Annotated in this window: 14 protein-coding genes; 7 read left to right on the top strand and 7 right to left on the bottom strand. The window is 73.1% G+C overall.

What is annotated here, in order from left to right; genetic code table 11:
• The first annotated feature begins 101 nt into the window (after nt 1–101).
• Both WME89_RS28230 and WME89_RS28225 read left to right on the top strand, forming a co-directional pair.
• On the top strand, nt 102–1,328 hold the full coding sequence (locus tag WME89_RS28230) for an FHA domain-containing protein (protein WP_438002801.1): 1,227 nt from the start codon (nt 102–104) through the stop codon (nt 1,326–1,328).
• Nucleotides 1,325–2,656 (top strand): serine/threonine-protein kinase, encoded by a 1,332-nt coding sequence (locus WME89_RS28225; protein ID WP_438002800.1) that lies wholly within the window; start codon nt 1,325–1,327, stop codon nt 2,654–2,656. Before WME89_RS28230 ends, WME89_RS28225 begins: the two co-directional genes overlap by 4 nt.
• A 13-nt stretch (nt 2,657–2,669) precedes the next feature.
• Here the strand turns inward: WME89_RS28225 and WME89_RS28220 are convergent, their stop codons facing one another.
• The gene (locus WME89_RS28220; protein WP_438002799.1) at nt 2,670–2,966 is read right to left on the bottom strand and encodes a hypothetical protein; all 297 of its coding nucleotides are present in this window, start codon (nt 2,964–2,966) and stop codon (nt 2,670–2,672) included.
• Nucleotides 2,967–3,112: 146 nt separating this feature from the next.
• Here WME89_RS28220 and WME89_RS28215 point away from each other — a divergent pair, with 146 nt between their 5' ends.
• Nucleotides 3,113–5,911: a tetratricopeptide repeat protein gene (locus WME89_RS28215; protein WP_438002798.1), complete on the top strand. Its 2,799-nt coding sequence runs from the start codon at nt 3,113–3,115 to the stop codon at nt 5,909–5,911.
• A gap of 54 nt (nt 5,912–5,965) precedes the next feature.
• Here the strand turns inward: WME89_RS28215 and WME89_RS28210 are convergent, their stop codons facing one another.
• The gene (locus WME89_RS28210; RefSeq protein ID WP_438002797.1) at nt 5,966–8,101 is read right to left on the bottom strand and encodes a M3 family metallopeptidase; all 2,136 of its coding nucleotides are present in this window, start codon (nt 8,099–8,101) and stop codon (nt 5,966–5,968) included.
• A 210-nt stretch (nt 8,102–8,311) separates the two neighbouring features.
• On the opposite strand from WME89_RS28210, the gene WME89_RS28205 reads away from it, so the two are divergent.
• Nucleotides 8,312–8,590 carry a hypothetical protein gene (locus tag WME89_RS28205; protein WP_438002796.1) on the top strand — a complete coding sequence of 93 codons (279 nt, stop codon included), beginning with the start codon at nt 8,312–8,314 and terminating at the stop codon, nt 8,588–8,590.
• A gap of 39 nt (nt 8,591–8,629) precedes the next feature.
• Here WME89_RS28205 and pruA read toward each other — a convergent pair whose 3' ends face one another.
• A complete protein-coding gene (gene pruA / locus WME89_RS28200) occupies nt 8,630–10,270 on the bottom strand; it encodes an L-glutamate gamma-semialdehyde dehydrogenase (RefSeq protein ID WP_438002795.1) in 1,641 nt (546 codons plus the stop codon).
• Nucleotides 10,271–10,451: 181 nt separating this feature from the next.
• Between pruA and WME89_RS28195 the strand changes: the two genes are divergently transcribed.
• A complete protein-coding gene (locus tag WME89_RS28195; RefSeq protein WP_437662851.1) occupies nt 10,452–11,456 on the top strand; it encodes a DUF2804 domain-containing protein in 1,005 nt (334 codons plus the stop codon).
• Between the two features lie 28 nt (nt 11,457–11,484).
• Here the strand turns inward: WME89_RS28195 and ligA are convergent, their stop codons facing one another.
• Together ligA and WME89_RS28185 are read right to left on the bottom strand one after the other, a co-directional pair.
• On the bottom strand, nt 11,485–13,506 hold the full coding sequence (ligA, locus tag WME89_RS28190; RefSeq protein WP_438002794.1) for an NAD-dependent DNA ligase LigA: 2,022 nt from the start codon (nt 13,504–13,506) through the stop codon (nt 11,485–11,487).
• 13 nt (nt 13,507–13,519) lie between these two features.
• Nucleotides 13,520–14,005 (bottom strand): NUDIX hydrolase, encoded by a 486-nt coding sequence (locus WME89_RS28185; RefSeq protein WP_438002793.1) that lies wholly within the window; start codon nt 14,003–14,005, stop codon nt 13,520–13,522.
• Nucleotides 14,006–14,157: 152 nt separating this feature from the next.
• Here WME89_RS28185 and WME89_RS28180 point away from each other — a divergent pair, with 152 nt between their 5' ends.
• Nucleotides 14,158–14,901, top strand: a complete 744-nt coding sequence (locus WME89_RS28180) for a hypothetical protein (RefSeq protein ID WP_438002792.1) — start codon at nt 14,158–14,160, stop codon at nt 14,899–14,901.
• Between the two features lie 59 nt (nt 14,902–14,960).
• The gene (locus WME89_RS28175; RefSeq protein WP_438002791.1) at nt 14,961–15,779 is read left to right on the top strand and encodes a carbon-nitrogen hydrolase family protein; all 819 of its coding nucleotides are present in this window, start codon (nt 14,961–14,963) and stop codon (nt 15,777–15,779) included.
• Nucleotides 15,780–15,869: 90 nt separating this feature from the next.
• Here the strand turns inward: WME89_RS28175 and WME89_RS28170 are convergent, their stop codons facing one another.
• Together WME89_RS28170 and WME89_RS28165 are read right to left on the bottom strand one after the other, a co-directional pair.
• On the bottom strand, nt 15,870–16,412 hold the full coding sequence (locus WME89_RS28170) for a helix-turn-helix domain-containing protein (protein ID WP_438002790.1): 543 nt from the start codon (nt 16,410–16,412) through the stop codon (nt 15,870–15,872).
• A 447-nt stretch (nt 16,413–16,859) separates the two neighbouring features.
• Complete coding sequence (locus WME89_RS28165; protein ID WP_438002789.1) at nt 16,860–18,797, bottom strand: DNA gyrase/topoisomerase IV subunit B; 1,938 nt, start codon at nt 18,795–18,797, stop codon at nt 16,860–16,862.

Below are 18,797 nucleotides of genomic sequence, written 5' to 3'. Positions count from 1 at the left end.
GAGGCCGCAAATCCTGCGGGCGGCGAGGAAGGGAGTCAACGCTGGCGGTTGGGGCGGGCGCGCATCAAGGGTAGGATGTCGGATGGTGAGGATGGCGCTGCGTGAGTCTCTTTGAGTGGTTCGGGCTCAAGCGGGGGGACAGCCGACGCAGGGCGGCAGAGGCCAGGGAGCTCGCCGGCGATCTCGCGGGGGCGGTCGAGCTCTATATCGAGGCCGGGATGCCGGACGACGCGGCCCGGGTCCTCCTGCTCCGCGCGGACGCCGAGCGGAGCGTCGAGAAGCGGATCGCCTTCTGCGCCACGGCGTCCCGCACGGCCGAGAGCCCCGAGCTCAAGCGGGCGGCGCTCGGGCGCAAGGCGCTGCTCGCGTTCGATCTGGTCCGAGCGCGGGGCGCGAGCGCGATGCGGAGCGAGGTGCTGGCGGTCGCGCGCGACCTCGAGGCGGCGGGCGAGCTCGAGCGTGCGGCGGACGCCTTTGCCCTGGTCGGCGACACCGAGGCGGAGACGCGCGTCCTCGCCGCGGCGGGCGCGATCGACCGGCTCGAGGAGCGCCTCCGCGCCTCGATGACCGCCGAGCGGGACCAGCGTGAGCTCGCCGCGGCGCTGCGGAAGATCGCGGACCTGGACCGGGTGGCCGAGCGGCGCGAGGCGATCGCGGTGGCCGAGGCGTGGCTCGGGGGGAGCCGCGACGGCGAGCGCGTGGCGGACGCGCTGCGCGCGATCCGCGCGCGGCTCCTCACGGGGCCGCTCCTCACGCTGGATCTCGGCGGCGCCGTCCTGCGCTGCGCGCTCGGCGACGAGGTCACGATCGGCCGCGGCGAGGCGACCCTCGTCGTCGCGAACCGCGCCGTGAGCAGGACGCACGTGCGGATCCGGCGCGGCCCGTCCGGCATCGAGGTGGAGGATCTCGGGACGCGCAACGGCACGACCCTGGCCGGCGCGCGGCTCACGGCGCCGCTGCCGGTGGGCCGCGGCGTGCAGCTGCTGCTCGGCGGGGAGGTGCCGTGCGCGATCGCGCCCGGGACCGGGCAGGGCTGCGTGGTGGAGCTCGCGGGCGAGCGCTTCGTGGCGCCGCTCGGCGACCTGCCGGTCGGGCCGTGGCGGATCCGCCTCGAGCGGGCGGGCGCGGCGGCGTTCGTCGTGCTGAAGACGCCGCCGGGGGCGCCGCCACCGTTCCTGGGCGACTACCAGCTCGCGCCGTCTGTCGAGCTCTGCGCCGGCGACGCGATCGCCGCGGCGCGCGGGGGGACGGCGGTCTTCCGGCTGTCCGCCGCTGGCCAGGCGCCTCCGGCGCGGCACGACGGCGGCGGGGAGGGCGGGCCGGCGTGAGCCTGTGGCAGCGGCTCAAGGAGCGGCTCGGCGGCGCGGCGCCCGGCGCGCCGGCAGGCGCGGGCGGCGGCGCTGCGCCGGACGCGGACCCGAGCGCGCACGCGGCGCGCTCGCCCGCGGATCCGAACGCGCGCGGCCGCCCGACGCGCGAGGAAGGCGGCGACGACATCGCGCGCCTGCGGAGCGCCGGCACCCGGCAAGGGCCGTCGACGGAAGAGGTGATCGCGGTCCTCCGGCGCGCGCGCGGCACGCTGCAGGAGGCCGAGGCCGTGGCGCACCTCGTGGCGGCGATGGAGGAGCGGGTGCTCCCGGATCCGGTCCGCGTGGCGTGCGCGGATCTCCTCGCGGCGCGGGGCGACGAGCAGGGCGCGCTCTCGGTGCTCGAGGGCGCCGCGGCGTCGCGTGAGCGCGGAAGCGCGGCGCGCGCGCAGCCGGTGTCCTCGACCGAGGGGCTCGTCCTCGCGGCCGACCTCTACGCCTCGCTGGGGCAGCTCCCGCGCGCGGTCGGCGCGATCGAGCGGGTGCTCGTCCGGGAGATCGGCGCGCCCGGCGCGCGCGAGCGCCACCAGCGCTGGCGCGCCGCGCTCGGGGCGGAGCGGCCGGCCGCGGCCCGCGTGGAGGACGTCACGTTCCTCGCGCCCTCGGCGGGCAAGACCCCGTTCCGCCTGCTCCGCGAGGTGGCGCGCGGCGGCGCCGGCGCTGTCTACGAGGCCGAGGACGAGGTGCTCGGCCGGCGCGTCGGGTTCAAGGTCTACCACGGGCGCGGCGGCGACCGGGCGCACGTCACCCGCGAGGTGCGGCTCGCCGCGGCGCTCGCCGGCCCCGGCGTCGTGCGGGTGTTCGACGCGGACCCCGACGAGGGGTGGATCGCGCTCGAGTGGATCGCGCGCGGCTCGGTCCGGGACGTGCTCCGCGCCGGCGACGCGGCGGCGCTCGCGCCGGTCGCGCGGTGGGCGCGCCCGCTCGCGCGCGCGCTCGCCCGCATCCACGAGCGCGGCTATGTCCACGCCGACGTCAAGCCGGCCAACGTGCTGCTGCGCAACCTCGGCGAGCCCGTGCTCAGCGACTTCGGGCTGGCCAGGCCGCGCGGCGCGCCGTCGGCCGGCGGCAGCCCGGGGTACGTCTCCCCGGAGCGGCTCGCCGGCCGCCCGAGCGACCCGCGCGACGATGTCTACGGCTACGGCCGCGTGCTCGAGGACGTCATCGTGCGCCTCGAGCCGCTCGGGTGCGAGGGGCTGGCTGCCTGGAAGGAGCTGTCGCTGCTGTGCCTCGGCCCGGACGACGAGCGGCCGCCGGACGGCGCGGCGCTCGTCCGGGCCGTCTGCTGATCTCCGCGCCGGCTCAGCACGCGTCGAGGCAGCTCATGTACCGCTCGAACGCGGCCGCGTCCGTCCCGTCGAACGCGCCGCAGGGCGCCCCCGCGGCGCACTCCGAGGCGCAGCGGACGTCGCCCTCGCACGACGCCTCCTCGGCGGCGTCGCTGCCCTCGTAACCGCACTCTTCCGTGTGCTCCGCTGCCTCGTCGCACACGCTGCCGCAGCCGGGCGCGAGGGCGACCGCGAGCGCGAGCGCCGCGGCGCGAGCTCTTCCGGAGCTGCCGGGCGCTTCCGTCCACCAACGACTCCTGCCTTTGCTCATGGGTATCCTCTCCCGGAGTGATGTCTCGTCCCAGGGACCTTACTGCGGCGGAGTTGCGCGCAGGATGCAACTCGCTTCGCTTCGGGCGCAGCCCTGGGTAGATTGCTCGCCTAGATGCGGGCACGCACCGAGGAGAGGGCGATCTGATGCGCCTGGCGATCGTCGCCACGCCGAGCTTGCACCGCGATCAGCGGCCGGCCCCCGGCTCGCTCGACGGTGATCTCATCCGGGCCCGCCTCTCGCTGGACGACGCCGGCTTCCGGGTGGTCGACGTCGATCCTGCCCGGGATCTCGCCGAGCAGCTGGACACGATGTTCGACGAGCTCGTGGCGACGAGGAAGACGCTGGTCGACGCGGACGAAGCTGCGCGCGACGAGGCCTCCACCCTGCTCCTCTTCTACGCGTCCACCGCGGTCGCGCTGTCGCCGGACGGGGAGCTCTTCCTCTGCCTCGACCCCGAGAACCCCGGCATGGGCGACGCGCTGAGCGACATCGCCGCGGTGTTCCGCGATCGCGCGCGCGGGGAGGTGCTCTTCGTCCTGGAGTGCCACCACGCCCCCGGGGCGGCCTCCCGCGACGTCGTCGCCGCCGCGGAGCAGGCGGTCGCGTCCACGGCGACGGGGATCGAGCTGCTCGTCGCGGCCCACCCGATCGGGTCGCTCGACGCCGATCTGCCGTCCGTGCTCACCCGCGCCTTCGTCGAGCACCTCGACGAGGCGGAGCCGGAGCGCGGGCTCACCGCGGGGGCGATCGCCCGCCGCGTGCAGGAGAGCCACGACCTCGTCGGCGCCATCCCGTGCTTCGTGCGCGCGCGCGGGCGGGGCTCCTTCTATGTGCTCGTCCCGCGCGACGGCGTCCCGGGAGGGGGCTCGGCGGAGGAGCCCGCGGGCCCGCGGCTCGATGCCGTGGGGGGAGGCGACATCGCCACCACGCCCGCGCCGGCGCCGGACGACCCGGCCGCGCAGTACCTCGCGGCCGGCGACACGCTCGCCGCCGCGTGGGACCTGGAGGGGGCGCTCACCGCGTACAAGAAGGCGCTCGTGCTCGTCGGGGCCGCGCGCGACGCGCGGGCGGAGGTGTACCTGCGCATCGCGCACGCCAGGTGGCGCCAGGAGAAGCACCGCGAGGCGATCCAGGGCTTCGAGAAGGCGCTCGCGCTCGCGCCCGAGCACCGCCCCGCGCTCGAGGCGCTGGCCGAGCTCCACCTCGCCGAGCGCGATTTCGACGCGCTGCGCACCGCGGAGGAGCGGCTCCTCTCGCGCGTCGAGGGCGACGCCGACCGCTTCGGGCTCCTCGTCCAGTTCGCCGAGCGCTGGGAGATCATCGCCGGGGACCCGGACCGGGCGCGGGAGCTCCTGGAGCGGGCGCGGGAGCTCCGCGCCGACGACGCCGCTGTCCTGCGCAGCCTGGGCCGGCTCTACGAGGAGGCTGGCGACCTCGAGGCCTCGCTCGACGCGCGCCGCCGCCTGATCGAGCTCGTGGAGGACCCGCGGCAGCGCGCGGCCTCGCTCCTGGAGCTCGCGCGCACGGCGATCCAGGGCGAGGCCCGCGCGACCTTGACGGAGGTGACGCGCGAGCAGGCCGGCATCGAGCTGCTCGAGCGCGCGCTGGACGCCGACCCCACGCTGCTCGATCCGCTCGCGCTCCTCGCGGTCCTCCTGTCGGCGCGCCAGGAGTGGGGCGAGCTGGAGCTCGCGTACAGGCGCATGCTCGACCGGGCGCAGCGCATCGTCGATCCGCGCGTCCGGAGCGACGTCACCTGGGAGCTGTGCCGCCGCCTCGGCCTGCTCTTCCGCGACCATCTCGAGGATCCCGGCTCGGCGCTGGATGCGTTCGAGGGGGCGGTGGCCGAGCGGCCCGATGACGTCGCGGGGCGGCTCAGCGCGGCGTCGCTCGCGCGCAGCGCGGGCCGGTTCGAGCGCGCGGCCGCGCACCTCCAGGCCGCGGCGGTGCTCGAGCCTGGCAACGTCCAGGTGTTCCACGACCTGTTCGACACGTTCCAGAAGCTGCGGCGCACCGACCAGGCCTGGTCCGCCGCGAGCGTGGCCGTGTACCTCGGCGCCGCCGAGGCGCGGGAGCGCTTCCTCTTCGAGGAGCACCGGCCGGCGGGCCTCGTCCAGCCGGAGCGCGGTCTGAGCCTCTCGGCGTGGGAGCTCCTGCGCGCGGCCGATCGCGATCGCGCGCTCGAGGAGGTGCTCGCGTCGGTCGCCGACGCGGCGATCCGCGCGCGGCTCGCGCAGCGAACGCGGGAGAAGAAGCTCCCCAGGCTCGATCCGGCCGCGCGCGCGGACGCCGAGCGGAACGCGGCGGGCGTGGTGCGCCTGTTCGCGTGGGCGAGCCGGTGCCTCGGGCTCACCACGCCGGCGGTCTACCTCCGGAAGGACGCGCCGATCGCGGTCGCCGCGGTGCCGGTCGAGGAGCCGAGCGTCCTCGTCGGCGGCGAGGCGCTCCGCGGGCGGACGGCCGCCGAGCTCGCGTTCCTGGTGGGCAGCCACGTCGCGTACCACGTCGGCCCGCACCGGCTGCTCCTCCATTTCCCCTCGCTCGAGGAGCTCGGCATCTGCCTGGCCGCGGCGGTCAGGCTGGCGCGCCCCTCGGAGCCTGTCCCAGCCGAGCTCGAGGGCGCGGTGCTGGGGCTGATGCCCCTGCTCGACGAGCAGCTGTCGGAGGCCGAGCGCGACGCGCTGGAGGCCGCGGTGTTCGAGCTGTACGAGATCCGCGCGCCGCTCGATCTCGCCCACTGGGCGGGCTCGGTCGAGCGCTGCGCTGCCCGGGTCGGCTATCTCCTCACCGGCGAGCTCGCGATCGCGGCGTCGTCGCTGTCGCGCGCGGACGCGCCGGGCGTGCTGACGGCCGAGGAGAAGATCGGCGATCTCCTCTCGTTCAGCGTCTCGGACGCCTACCACGCCCTGCGCGACGAGCTCGGCGTGGCGATCCAGCCCTAGAGCGCTGGTGGCGCGCCGCGATCAGCGCCGGCGCGCCGGCTCGTCCTCGCGCGCTCAGTCCTTGCCCTGGAGGTAGGCGAGGTACGCGTCGTGGCTCGGCGGGCGGCCGAGGAAGCGGGCGACGAGCTCTCCTGCGTCGACCCCACCGCCCTTCGCGAGCACCTCGTCGCGGAAGGCGCGCGCGACAGCGGGGTTCATCAGGCCTTCCCGCTTGAAGCGGGTGAGCACGTCGCGCGAGAGCGACAGGGCCCACTGGTAGCCGTAGTAGCCCGCGTCGTAGGTGATGAGGTGCCCGAAGCTCGACTGGAGGTGCGTCCCCTTCACGAAGGCGAACGACTCGTTCGCGCGCTGCGCCTGCTCCACGACCAGGGTCGTGTCGAGGCCCGGGTCGCGGGTGTGGAGCTCCAGATCGATCGACGCGAGGGTGAGCTGCCGCTGCGTCGCGAGCGCCCGCCCGAAGCCGCGCGCGCGGGTCATCGCCTGGAAGAGATCTTCCGGGATCCTCTCGCCGGTCGCGTGGTGCTTCGCGAACCGATCGAGCACCTCGCGCGACCACGCCCACTCCTCGAACATCTGGCTCGGCGCCTCGACGAAGTCGCGCACCGTCGCGGTCCCCGAGTAGGAGGCGAGCTCCGAGCGCGTCAGGAGGTGGTGGAGCACGTGCCCGAACTCGTGGAAGAACGTCACCACGTCCTCGTGGGACATGAGCGCCGGCTGCGCTCCCGGCTTCGGGAAGTTGCACTCGAGCGCCGCGATCGGGGTCTGCCACGACCCGTCGTCGAGCAGCTTCGCCGTGCGCACGGCGAACATCGCCGCGTGCTTGTACTTGTCGGGCCTGCTGTAGAGGTCGAGGTAGAACTTTCCGACCACCTTGCCCTCGGAGCGCACCTCGTACGCGGTCACGTCCGGGTGCCAGGCCTTCGCGGGGACCTCCTTGTACTCGACGCCGTACATCTGCGCGGTGATGTCCATGAGCCCCTGCTTCACCGCGCCGATCTCGAGGTAGTCCGAGAGCGCCTGCGAGCTGAACTGGTACCTGGACGCGCGGACCCGGTCTTCGAGGAAGTAGCGCTCCGAGGGCGGGAGCTTGTCGGTCGGCTTGCCTCCGAGCCGCACGTGCTCCTTCATCAGCTCGGCGAACTCGGCCTTGGCGGGCGCCTTCAGCGCGGTCCGGACCTGGTCGAGGAAGGCGCGCACCGCGCCGCTCGTCTTGGCCATCCGCGGCTCGATGGCGTACTCGGCCCAGCTCTTGTAGCCGAGCATCTTCGCCTTCTCCGAGCGGAGCGCGAGGAGCCGCTCGAGCAGCTTCACGTTCCTGTCGCCGCCGCGGTTGGTGAAGAGCACGTAGAGATCGAGCGCGGCCTTGCGGTCCTTCGCGTAGGTGACGAACGGGAAGAAGTCGGGGTAGTCGGTGCTGATCTCGACCTTGCCGTTCGCCTTGGGCGGGTGCTTCGCCACGTACTCCTTGGGCAACCCATCGAGGGAGGCCGGCGCGATCTCGATCGATCCGATCGACGCGGACAGGTTCGACATGAACTCCTGGCCGATGCGGGTGATCTGCTCGTTCACGTCGCGGAGGCGCTGCTGCCGGTCTGGCGGCAGCGACAGCCCGTTGCGGCGGAGGTCGCGGAGGACGTCGGCGAGGAGCCGCGCTCGCTCTCCTTTCGGTGGCTCGCCCTTCTCGGCGTACGCCTTGATGACGGCGGCGAGATCGGCGTCCAGCCACATCGCGGTCGTGAACCTGTCGACCTTCGGCTCGCACAGCCTGGCGGCCTCTCGCACCGCCGCGTCCGGGTGCGCGACCCCCATGAGGTACGGGAAGTCGCCCGCGCTGTTGACCTCGAGCACCGCGTCGTCGAACCGCCCGAGGGTCGCGGCGTAGGTGAGCTTCTCCGGCGGCGCCTCCTTGAGCGCCCTGATCGCGTCGAGGTGCACCTCCGCAGCGCGCAGGTGGTCGTCGCAGAGCTGCTTCACCCCGTCCGCGGTGATCCCCTGCGCCACGGGGTCGAAGTCGGCGCGCGCGGGGGCCTCGGGCGGCGTAGCCGTCGCCGTGGGTGAGGTCGTCCCCGAGGCGGCGCTGGCGAGCCCCGGCGGCGACGCGAGCGCGCCGCGCTGGGGGCCAGCGCTGCAGGCGACGAGCAGGAGGAGCGAGAGGAGCCCACCCCGTGCGGGCGAGTTGCGGACCTTCATGGAGGTTCGGCTATATCACGGGCCGTCCGGAGGGCCCCGGCGGGGAGCTGCCGGCGGGGAGCCCGGGGAACCGCCCGCGGGGAGCCGCCGGCGGAAGAGAACGAGCCGCGGCGTGCGGTCGTCGCCCTTCTCGCCTTCCGTGGTCGTCGCCCTGCTCGCCTCTCGCCGCCGGCCCCGCCGCGTGTTCCGATGGTCGCTGGAGCCTCCGCCATGCCCCGTCCCGCGCTCACCTTCGCCCTCCTCCTCGCTCTCGCGTCGTTCGCGCTCGGTTGTTCGGGCAGCGAACCCTGCGAGGTCGTCTGCGCCAAGAACGCCGAGTGCCAGCCCGACGGATCCGGAAAGGGCACCTGCGTCACCCTGTGCCTCGACCTGTCCGATCGCGCTTCCTATGCCGACGCGATCGAACACCAGGCCGAATGCTACGAGGAGGAGGACTGGTCCTGCGACCAGCTCGCGAGCGGCGCGTGCGACTACTCGCCGGAGGATTGAACGAGGGGGCCCTCCGCCTCGTCGACGTGCGCAGCGCGACTATTCCGCCGCCATGAACGGGTAGGGGACCGCGCGCGGCGGGGCGAACGTCTCCTTCACGACCCGCGGTGAGACCCACCGCAGCAGGTTGAACAGGCTGCCCGCCTTGTCGTTCGTGCCGGACGCGCGCGCGCCGCCGAACGGCTGCTGCCCGACGACGGCGCCCGTCGGCTTGTCGTTGATGTAGAAGTTGCCCGCGGCGAAGCGGAGCGCGTCGCTCGCCGTCTCGATGAATGCCCGGTCCCGCGCGAACACCGCGCCCGTGAGGCCGTAGGGCGACGTCTCGTCGCAGAGCGCGAGCGCCCTCGCCTCCTCGCCGTCGGGATAGACCCAGACCGTGAGCGCCGGCCCGAACAGCTCCTCCGTCATCAAGCGGTGGCGCGGGTCCGTTGTCTCGATGAGCGTCGGCTCGACGAACCAGCCCTCGCTCCCGTCGTGCGCGCGCCCGCCGCCGCCGCACACGAGCGAGCACGCCGGATCCTTCTTCGCCGCGGCGATCCGCTCCGTGAGTCGGGCGTGCGCCCGCCCGTCGATCACCGCGCCCATGAAGTTGCGGAAGTCGGCGACGTCCCCCATGCGGATCGCCTGGATGTGGCCGACGAGCCGGTCCTTGAGGGCCGGCCACAGCGAGCGGGGGATGTACGCGCGCGACGCGGCCGAGCACTTCTGTCCCTGGTACTCGTACGCTCCGCGGACGAGCGCCACCGCGAGCGCGTCGACGTCGGCGCTCGCGTGCGCGAAGACGAAGTCCTTGCCGCCGGTCTCGCCCACGATGCGCGGGTAGCTGCGGTAGCGCCCGATGTTCTCCCCGATGCGTCGCCAGATCGACTGGAAGACCGCGGTCGACCCGGTGAAGTGGATGCCGGCGAAGTCCTGGTGATCGAGGCAGGCGTTCGACACGAGCTCGGGCGGGCCCATCACGAGGTTGATGACGCCGGGCGGGAGGCCCGCCTCGATCAGGAGCTCCATCACGAAGTGCGCGGAGTACAGCGCGTTCGCCGACGGCTTCCAGACCACCGTGTTGCCCATCAGCGCCGGGGCCGCGGACAGGTTGCCCGCGATGGCGGTGAAGTTGAACGGCGTCGCCGCGAAGACGAAGCCCTCCAGCGGGCGAGGCTCGGCGAAGTTCCAGATGCCGGGCGCGCTCGCCGGCTGCTCCGCCGCGATCCGGTGGGCGAAGTGGACGTTGTAGCGAAAGAAATCGATGAGCTCGCATGCGGAGTCGATCTCCGCCTGGAACGCCGTCTTGCTCTGCCCGAGCATCGTCGCCGCGTTGAGCACGGGGCGGTACCGGGTCGCGAGCAGCTCGGCCGCCTTGAGGAACACGGCGGCGCGTGCCGTCCACGGCGTCCTCGACCAGGCGGGGTGCGCCCGCCGGGCGGCCTCGATCGCGCGCGCCACGTGCTCGGCGCCGCCCTGGTGAGCGCGGGCGAGCAGGAGGTCGCGCCGGTGCGGCGCGCGGACCTCGTCGATCTCGCCGGTCCGGACCGCCTCGCCGTCGATGACCATCGGGATGTCGATCGTCTCCCGCGCCCGGCGCTCGAGCTCCGCCTTGAGTGCCGCGCGCTCCGGGCTGCCAGGGGCGTACGCGAGGACGGGCTCGTTCTGGGGGCTCGGTGGCGTGGCGATGGCGTCGATCATGAAGCGAGTCTAGCGGCGGATCCGAGGGCGCGCAGCGCTCCGGCGCCGCCGCGCGTCGCCTCTTGCGGTGGCGGCGTGAGCCAGACGGCCGCGCCGGGCAGCGCGCGTCGCATTTCATGGATGCCAGGTTTCAGGAGTCGCCCACCTTGGGCGTCGCCCGCGCCGCCGCTACGCTCGCTGGATGCGCGAGCTCACCACGCCGCCCGATGCGATCTTCGATCCGATCACGGGAGCGGCGCGCGTCGGCTCCTACCGCGGCGAGCTCCCTCGGGTGGATCTCGCGCAGCTCGCGCCGCGGATGCTCGACCGGGTGCTCAGGCACAAGCGGTGGACCTACGTGGCGATCGCGTCGGACGAGGTCTTCATCGCCGCCGCGGTCGTACACCTCGGCTACGTCGCGAACACGTTCGGCGTCGTCTTCGACAAGGCGGGCCGGCGGCTGCTCGTGGACCGCTCGACGTTCGGACCTCCCTTCGCGGCGAGCGTGGGCGACGTGGGCGGCGAGGGCAGCTCCGCGCGCGCCTGGCTACCCCGCGGGCGCGTGCGGATCGAGCGCCCGCGCGGGCAGGCGAGCGTCACGGTCGCCGCAGCGTTCCGCGGCCTCGACCTCCGCGCGCGGCTGGACAGCCGCGTCGCCCCGCCGGCGATCTCGGTGATCTCGGAGGCGCCAGGCGGCGTCCTGATCGCGACCGAGAAGCGGCAGCTCCTCGGCGTCGAGGGGGAGGCATTGGTGCTCGGCCGCCGGATCACGCTCGACGGAGCGCTCGCCAGCTACGACTACACGAGCGGCCTCATGCCGCGGCGCACGACCTGGCGCTGGGCCATCGCGATGGGGCGCGCGCAGAGCGGCGAGCGCGTCGGCCTGAACGTGGGCGAAGGGTTCGTCGGCGACGCCGAGTGTGCGCTCTGGGTCGACGGCGATCTCTTCCCGCTCGCCGAGGGCCGGTTCACCTTCGATGCCGCGCGGCCGCTCGACCCATGGCACGTGCGGACCGCGGACGGCTCCGTCGATCTCCGGTTCATCCCCGGCGCGGCGCACTCGAACCACACGAACCTCGGCGTGCTCGCGTCCGAGTTCCTGCAGCCGATCGGCCTCAGCTCGGGCACGGTCCGCGTCCCCGACGGGCGGGTCCTCGAGCTCCGGGACGTCCTCGGCGTGGCGGAGGACCAGGTCATCACCTGGTAGCGCTGGACGATCGCGCCAGTCGCGCCGTTCAGCCGCCGCGGCGCTCGGCGACGAGCTTGTCGAGGTCGTCCTCGGTGATGAGCTTCGTGCCGTACTTGCGCGCCTTCACCGCCTTGCTCGACGCGGACGCCACGTCGGCGAGGACGAGGTAGTTGAGCTCCTTCGTGACGCTGTTCAGCACCCGGCCGCCGTTCGACTCGACGAGCTGGGTGAGCTCGCCGCGCGGGCGGCCCGCCGCGCCGGTGAAGCAGAACGTGAGGCCTGCGAGCGGCCCCTCCGCCTCGGGCGCGACCGGCACGATGCCGCCGGCGAGCAGCCGCGCGATCTCCTCGCTGCGGGCGCGCAGCCCGCGGACGATGCTCGCGGCCTTGATCGCGCCGAGCCCCGGGATGCCGGCGAGCTCGTCTTCGCCGGCGGCGAGCAGCTTCTCGATCGTCGTGTACCCGGCCGACACGAGCAGCCGCGCGGTCTGGATCGCGAACCCCTCGATGCCGAGCGCCGCGAGGAAGACCGGCAGCGTGAGCGGGAGCCGGCTCTTCAGCTGCTCGAGGCACTTCGTGGCGCTCTTCTCGCCGCGCCGATCGAGCTCGGCGATGTCCTTCACCGTGAGCTTGTAGAGATCGAGCGGCTCTCGCGCGAGGCCCGCGGCCACCACCTGCTCGATCAGCTTGTCGCCCCACTCGAGCGCGCCGATGGCGTCGATCCAGTTGTGGATGCGCCCCTCGATGAGGGCGCGGCACGCGGCGTTCCGGCAGAGGAGGTACTCCCCCTCGACGACGAGCGGCGCGCTGCAGACCGGGCAGAGCGATGGCGGGACCGCCACGGGGCCGCGCTTCTCGACGACCTCCTCGACGTACGGGATCACGTCGTTGCGCCGCGAGACGAGCACCTCGTCGCCCACGCCGATGCCGAGGCTCCGCACGTTCGCCGCGTTGTGCAGCGAGGCGCGCCGCACGTTGGCGCCGGCGAGCTCCACCGGCTCGACGATCGCCACCGGGGTGACGCGGCCGCTCGGCCCCGTGTCCCACTGGATGGCCACGACCGTCGTCACCTTGGCGGGCGACGCGAACTTGAAGGCGACCGCGCCGCGCGGCCGGCGGTTGACGTCGCCGAGCAGGCCCTGCACGTGGAGCGAGTCCACGTACACGACGAGCCCGTCGATCTCGTAATCCAGGCCCGCGCGGAGCTCGCTCGAGTAGCGGCGGTAGAGCTTCACGACGTCCTCGACGCTGCCGTGGGCGGTCTGCGGCGTCGCGAAGCCGAGCTCGCGCAGCCAGGCGAAGCGCGCGCGGCACGTCGGGATGTCGAGGTGCTCGGCGACGTCGTAGAAGAGCACGGTGCAGTGCTCCGCCCCTTGCCCGTCGAACCGCTTGGACGCGCCCGCGGCCATGTTGCGCGGGCTCGTGACGCCGGGGAAGTAGCGCTTCATGTCCGAGAGGCGGAGGATGATCTCGCCGCGCACGGACAGCCGGCCCCGCTCCCGGATCCTCGCGGGGACCCCCTTCATCCTCGCGACGTTCGCGGTGATCCGCTCGCCCCACTCGCCGTCGCCTCGGGTGATGGCGTCGACGAGCTTGCCGCCCTTGTAGATGACCTCGATGGAGATGCCGTCGAGCTTCTCCGCCACGAAGAGATCCTCCGCGACGCTCGCGCCGGCGGGGTCCGACGGCTGCGCGTCGCCCTCGCCGGCCGCGTCCTTCGCGAGGATCTCGTCGCAGCGCGCGACCCAGGCCCGGAGCTCGTCCTCGGAGACGACCTTGTTGAGCGAGCCCATCGGGATCTCGTGCCGCGCCTTCTCCCACTCCGTGATCAGGGAGGCCGAGCCGACCCGCGCGAGCACCGGGTGCGCGGGATCGAGGGCGCGGAGCTCGTCCTCGAGCGCGTCGAACGCCGCGTCCGAGATCTCGGGGTGCCCTGCGTAGTAGCTCGCCCTGTACTTCTCGATGCGATCGGCGAGCTCATCGATCCTCGCCTTGTGCTTCGGATCCGTCGCCAGCCCGCCCTGCAGCGCGCTGCGCGCCCCGGCCTCGTCGTGGTGTCCCTGCGTCATTGCTTGCCTCGGCTCACTCCAGCTCCGTGTCGCCGTCGCGCCGGGCGGCGGCGAGGAGGTCCCCCATGCCCATCGCGAGCTCGGCCGGGAGCTCGTCCTCCCGGAAGAGCCTCGCCTCCCGGATCTCGAGCGGGTTCTGGGGAGGGCGCGTCGGCGCGCCGATCCGGGCTGCGACGACGACGGTCACGGCGTGGAAGCGGATGTCGCGATCGGGGCGCGAGTACACGCCCACGACCCGCCCTACCTCGACCTCGGTGACGCCCGCCTCCTCGGCGAGCTCCCGGACCACTGTGTCGCGGAGCGTCTCGCCCCACTCCAGGGTCCCTCCCGGGAGCGCCCACGTCCCTGTGTCGCTGCGTCGGATCAGCAGCCACCGGCCGTCTGCCGTCTGCGCGGCGGCGGCGATCCCGACGACGGGCCGCCGGAGCAACGCGCGCGCGACCTCCTTGGCCAGGGCGAGCACGGAGCGCGGCAACATCGAGAGGGGAGCGATTTCCATGAGAATTTTCGTGATCTGTCTGTAAAGCATAGAAGCGATCGGGGACCGCCGGGAGAGGGTTCCGCGTGAGCTTGGCCGTTCCTGCCGGCGGCGGGGAGCTTCGCGGCTCGGCGCTCGGCCCCGGGTGATGGGCAGGCTACGCTCGTCCCATCATGTCATTCGTCTGGCGGGCGATGCGCGCGGCTGTCGGTTCGTACGGCCGCGCCGCCTTCTGCGGCGCGGCGGTGTGGGGCGCGGCGCTCGCGGTCGCGTCGCTCCCGAGCTGCACCGAGGAGCGGCTCCCGCCGCCGCGCCCTCAGGCTGGCACGTCGACTGGCGCGGGCGGTTCGGCGGGCGCGCCGTCGGACGGGGGCATCGACGACGCGCCTGGACCGGCGAACCTCTGCGAGTGCGTCGCGGCGTACGGCGGCGAGGCCGGGCGATGCGGCGATTGCTTCAACGAGCACGCGTCCCGCGGTGGGCGCTGCGAGGCGCAGCTCTCGGCGTGCGACGGGGAGCCCGGGTGCAGGCAGATCAGCCTGTGCCTGAAGGACTGCGGCCGCCACAAGGGTTGCCAGACGGCGTGCGTGTTCCCCGAGGATGCGGGCGCCGCGCAGCGGGCCTTCCTGCAGGTGCTCGCCTGCGCGTGCGACGCGTGCGGCGCGCGGTGCGCCTACCACGGCGGGCCGCTCGAGTGCGCCGAGCCCGCCGTCGGGGGGGATGGCGGTGAGGGGACCGCGGGGGGCGGCGGTGCTGCGGGCGGCGGTGCCGCGGGCGCAGGCGGCGGCGCGGGCGCAGGCGGTGCCGCGGGCGCAGGCGGTGCCGCGGGAGCAGGCGGCGGCGCGGGAGCAGGCGGCGCCGCGGGAGCTGGCGGCGCTGCGAGCGCGTCCGGAGCCGGAGGTCGAGGAATCCGGTGAGCTCCGCGCGTTACTCGGCGCGCGGCCCACTCCGGTGCGGCGTGCGGTAGGCTTGCCGCATGCAGAAACCGGTCATCTGGGCGGCCCTCCAGCTTTCCAGCCAGGAGGACGTGAGCGCGAACCTGGCACGGGTGGAGGCGCGCATCGCGGAGGCGGCGAGCCGCGGGGCAACCACGGTCGTGCTGCCCGAGAACTTCGCCTATATGGGCAGCGAGGAGGGGAAGCGCAACGTCGCCGAGGATCTCGATGCCGGCGGCGGTCCGATCGCGCACCGCCTCGCCGACGCGGCGCGCTCTTCCCGCGTGACGATCGTGGCCGGCGGCTTCCCCGAGCGCGCGCACGACCCGGCGCGGCCGTACAACACCTGCGCGGTCTTCGGCCCCGACGGCCGGCTCACCGACCGCTACCGGAAGATCCACCTGTTCGACGTCGAGATCGCCGACGGAACGAAGTACCGCGAGTCCGCGTCGACGACCGCCGGCGAGCGCCCCGTGGTCACCGAGATCGACGGCGTGAAGCTCGGGTTGTCCATCTGCTACGACGTCCGGTTCCCGGAGCTCTACCGCGCGCTCTCCTCGGCAGGCGCGGAGGCCATCGTCGTCCCCGCGGCATTCACGCTGCTCACCGGCAAGGACCACTGGCTGGTCCTGCTCCGCGCGCGCGCCATCGAGGCCCAGGCGTACGTGGTGGCCGCCGCGCAGTGGGGCAAGCACCCCGGCGGGCGAGCGACGTTCGGGAAATCGTGTGTAATCGACCCGTGGGGCGAGGTGATCGCCCAGGCCTCGGAGGGGGAGGGGATCGCGATGGCGACGCTCGACCCTGCCTATCTGGATCGGGTCAGGGCGAATCTACCCTCGCTCAAACACAGGCGACTCTGATCTCGATGTCATGGTGGTAGGGAATTTGTCCCACATCCTGTGGGGTGCTTGCGGCGTCGGCCACTGGCGTGACCGGGCTCTGCCGTCAGCTCACTCGGCCGAGGCGTCGCTCACCTCGGCCTCGCCATCCGGGGGCAGCGCGCCCCCGCGCTTGGACAGGAGCGCCCGTAGCTCCGCGGGCCTGCGGAAGCCGATACGGCGGGCGACCTCCCCCTCGCTCAGCCCTTCACGCAGGAGCGCGCGGGCACGCTCCGCGCGCACCTCATCGTAGTAGACGTGCGGCGATAAGCCGAAGGCGGCACGGAAGAGCCGAGCGAAGTGAAACTCGGACAGATCGAGGTCCAGCGCGACCTCGTACGAGCGGATCCTCTGGCCTGCTTCCGCGGCGCTGCGGATGCGGTCGCGGCCGAGCAGGAGCCGCTCCGAGGTGCTGCGCGGCAGCGGAACTGCCGGACGCGGCGGGAGCGTGGAGCGCGAGACAGCCGTCGTGGTGGGGCGCTCGCGCGGCAGCTGCGCGCCGTAGCTCGGCGCTGCGGCGCGAGGCGCCGCGAGCGACGTGGCTCGCGCGGCCGCAGCGCCGCTCGGGGCTGCGGTCGGAGTAGCCGGGACCGACAGGGAGCGCGCGGCCGGCATGCTGTGAGACGAGGAGGGTGCGATCGGAGTCGAGATGGGAAGCGCAGTCGTCACGAGTACCTCTCCAGGTGAAAGGGCGGTGTGCCGCGGTCATCGCGGCCACCGGTGTGGCGTATTGCAACCGGTAGGCCGCAAGCGGACGCAGCGCTCGTGGCTCAGCCGAGTCGGCGTCCCGCAGCGCAAAACGCAGGGATTTCTCGTCAACCTGCTCGCGATGTCATGGGGGGTGTGGCCTGCCGTTCACGTGACACAGGCGCCCGGGATCACTTGTGCCTGGCACAGCGTGCCTTCGCGGCGCGCACGCCGTCATGAAGGCGTGGCACGCGACATCATCGCGCGGCCGTTTTTGTGGCTGTCAGGTGATGAATATTCGCGGGCGTCTCGGCATCGAACGAACACCGCGCGCGGCGCGGAGTCGCCGCGATCTCGAGATCGCGGCGTCGAGGATCAGACGTCGATCTCGGCGTTCGGCGCGCGCTCCATGATGAAGCGGAATCGCGCCTGGGCGTCCTTGCCCATCAGCTCGTTGAGGATGCGATCGGTCTCGATCTCTCCCTCGATCACGATGCGCAGCGCGCGCCGTCGGCGGATGTCGAGCGTCGTCGCCTTGAGGTCCTCCGCGGGCATCTCGCCGAGCCCCTTGAACCGCGAGATGTCCGCCTTCGCCGTCTTGGGGAGCTTCGCGAGGATCCGGTCGCGCTCTGCATCGTCGAGCGCCCAGTACGTCTCCTTGGCGACGTCGATCCGGTAGAGCGGCGGCTGCGCCAGGAACACGTGCCCGCCGCGGAGCAGGCCGGGCAAATGCCGGTAGAAGAAGGTCAGCAGCAGCGTCGCGATGTGCTGACCGTCGCTGTCGGCGTCCATCAGCAGAAAAATCCTGCCGTAGCGCAACTTGGAGGCGTCGAAGTCCTTTCCGAAGCCGCAGCCGAGCGCGCTCACGATGTCCTGGAGCTCCTTGTTGCCGAGCACCTTCGAGGTCGAGGCCTGCTCCGCGTTGAGCACCTTGCCGCGCAGCGGGAGGATCGCCTGGGTACGGCGGTCCCGACCCTGCTTGGCGGAGCCTCCGGCGCTGTCTCCCTCGACGATGAAGAGCTCGCTCTCGCTCGGATCGGTCGAGGCGCAGTCCGCGAGCTTGCCCGGCAGGTTGAGCCGGTGGGAAATGGGCGTCTTGCGCAGGACCTGCTGCGTCGCCTCGCGCCGCGCCTCCCGGGCGCGCGCCGCCAGGATGGCGCGCGCCACGATCGACTCGCCGGCCGTGCCGTTGTGCAGCAGCCACTGCTCGAGCGCCGGCCGGACCATGCCCTCGACCGCCGGTCCTGCCTCTGGATTGTTGAGCCGATCCTTCGTCTGCCCCTGGAACTGGGGTTCCTGGATGTAGATGGACAGCAGACCCACGATCCCCTCGCGGATGTCGTCGGCCGTCAGCGTCACCCCCTTCGGCTGGATCTTCTTCGCTTCCATGAAGGCCCGGACCGCCTTCACGATCGCGCCGCCGAAGCCGGACTCGTGCGCGCCGCCCGCGTGCGTGGGGATGCCGTTGACGTACGACTTCACGTACTCGTCGGTCGACTCCGTCCACTGGAGCGCGGTCTCCAGCCGGATCTCGCCCTCGCGCGCGACGTAGAAGATGGTCGGGTGGGTCACCGCCTTGCCGCGCTGGGCGACCAGCTTCGGCAGGAAGTCCGCGATGCCGTTCGGGTGGAGGAGCTCGATCGACTCCCCGGACGAGAGATCGCGGAACGCGATCTCCAGCCCTCCGTGAAGGTAGGCCTTGGCCTCCAGGCGCTCGCGGATGGTCTCGGCGTCGAAGCGCCGGCCCTGCCCGAAGATCTCCGGGTCCGGCCGGAAATGGATGCTCGTGCCGTGCTTGCGGGTGGGCGCGCCCTTCCTGAGCTTGCTGGTCGGCGCGCCGCGCGAGAACGTCTGCTGGTGCTCGAACCCGTCGCGCAGCACCCGGACGTCGACGAGCTCGGAGAGCGCGTTGACGACGCTCGAGCCGACGCCGTGGAGCCCGCCTGAGACCTTGTAGTTGTCGCTCCCGAACTTCCCGCCCGCGTGCAGCGTGCAGAGGATGAGCTCGAGCGCGGGGCGCTTGTACCGGGGGTGGATGTCCACGGGGAAGCCGCGCCCGTCGTCGGTCACGGTCACGCCCTGGAGATCGGCGTCGAGCGTCACCTCGATCCGCTTCGCGTGCCCGTTGATCGCCTCGTCGACGGCGTTGTCGACGATCTCCCAGAGCAGGTGGTGGTAGCCCCTCGCGTCGGTGCCGCCGATGTACATGGCGGGGCGCTTGCGGACGGGCTCCAGCCCCTCGAGCACCTCGATGTCAGCAGCCGTGTAACGTGCGCCGGACGCGGCGCGGACCGGGGGATTCGTGGCGGCCAT

This window comes from Sorangium sp. So ce321 (assembly GCF_051530195.1).
GTDB lineage: Bacteria > Myxococcota_A > Polyangia > Polyangiales > Polyangiaceae > Sorangium.
This window is presented reverse-complemented; position numbering and strand designations above follow the sequence as displayed.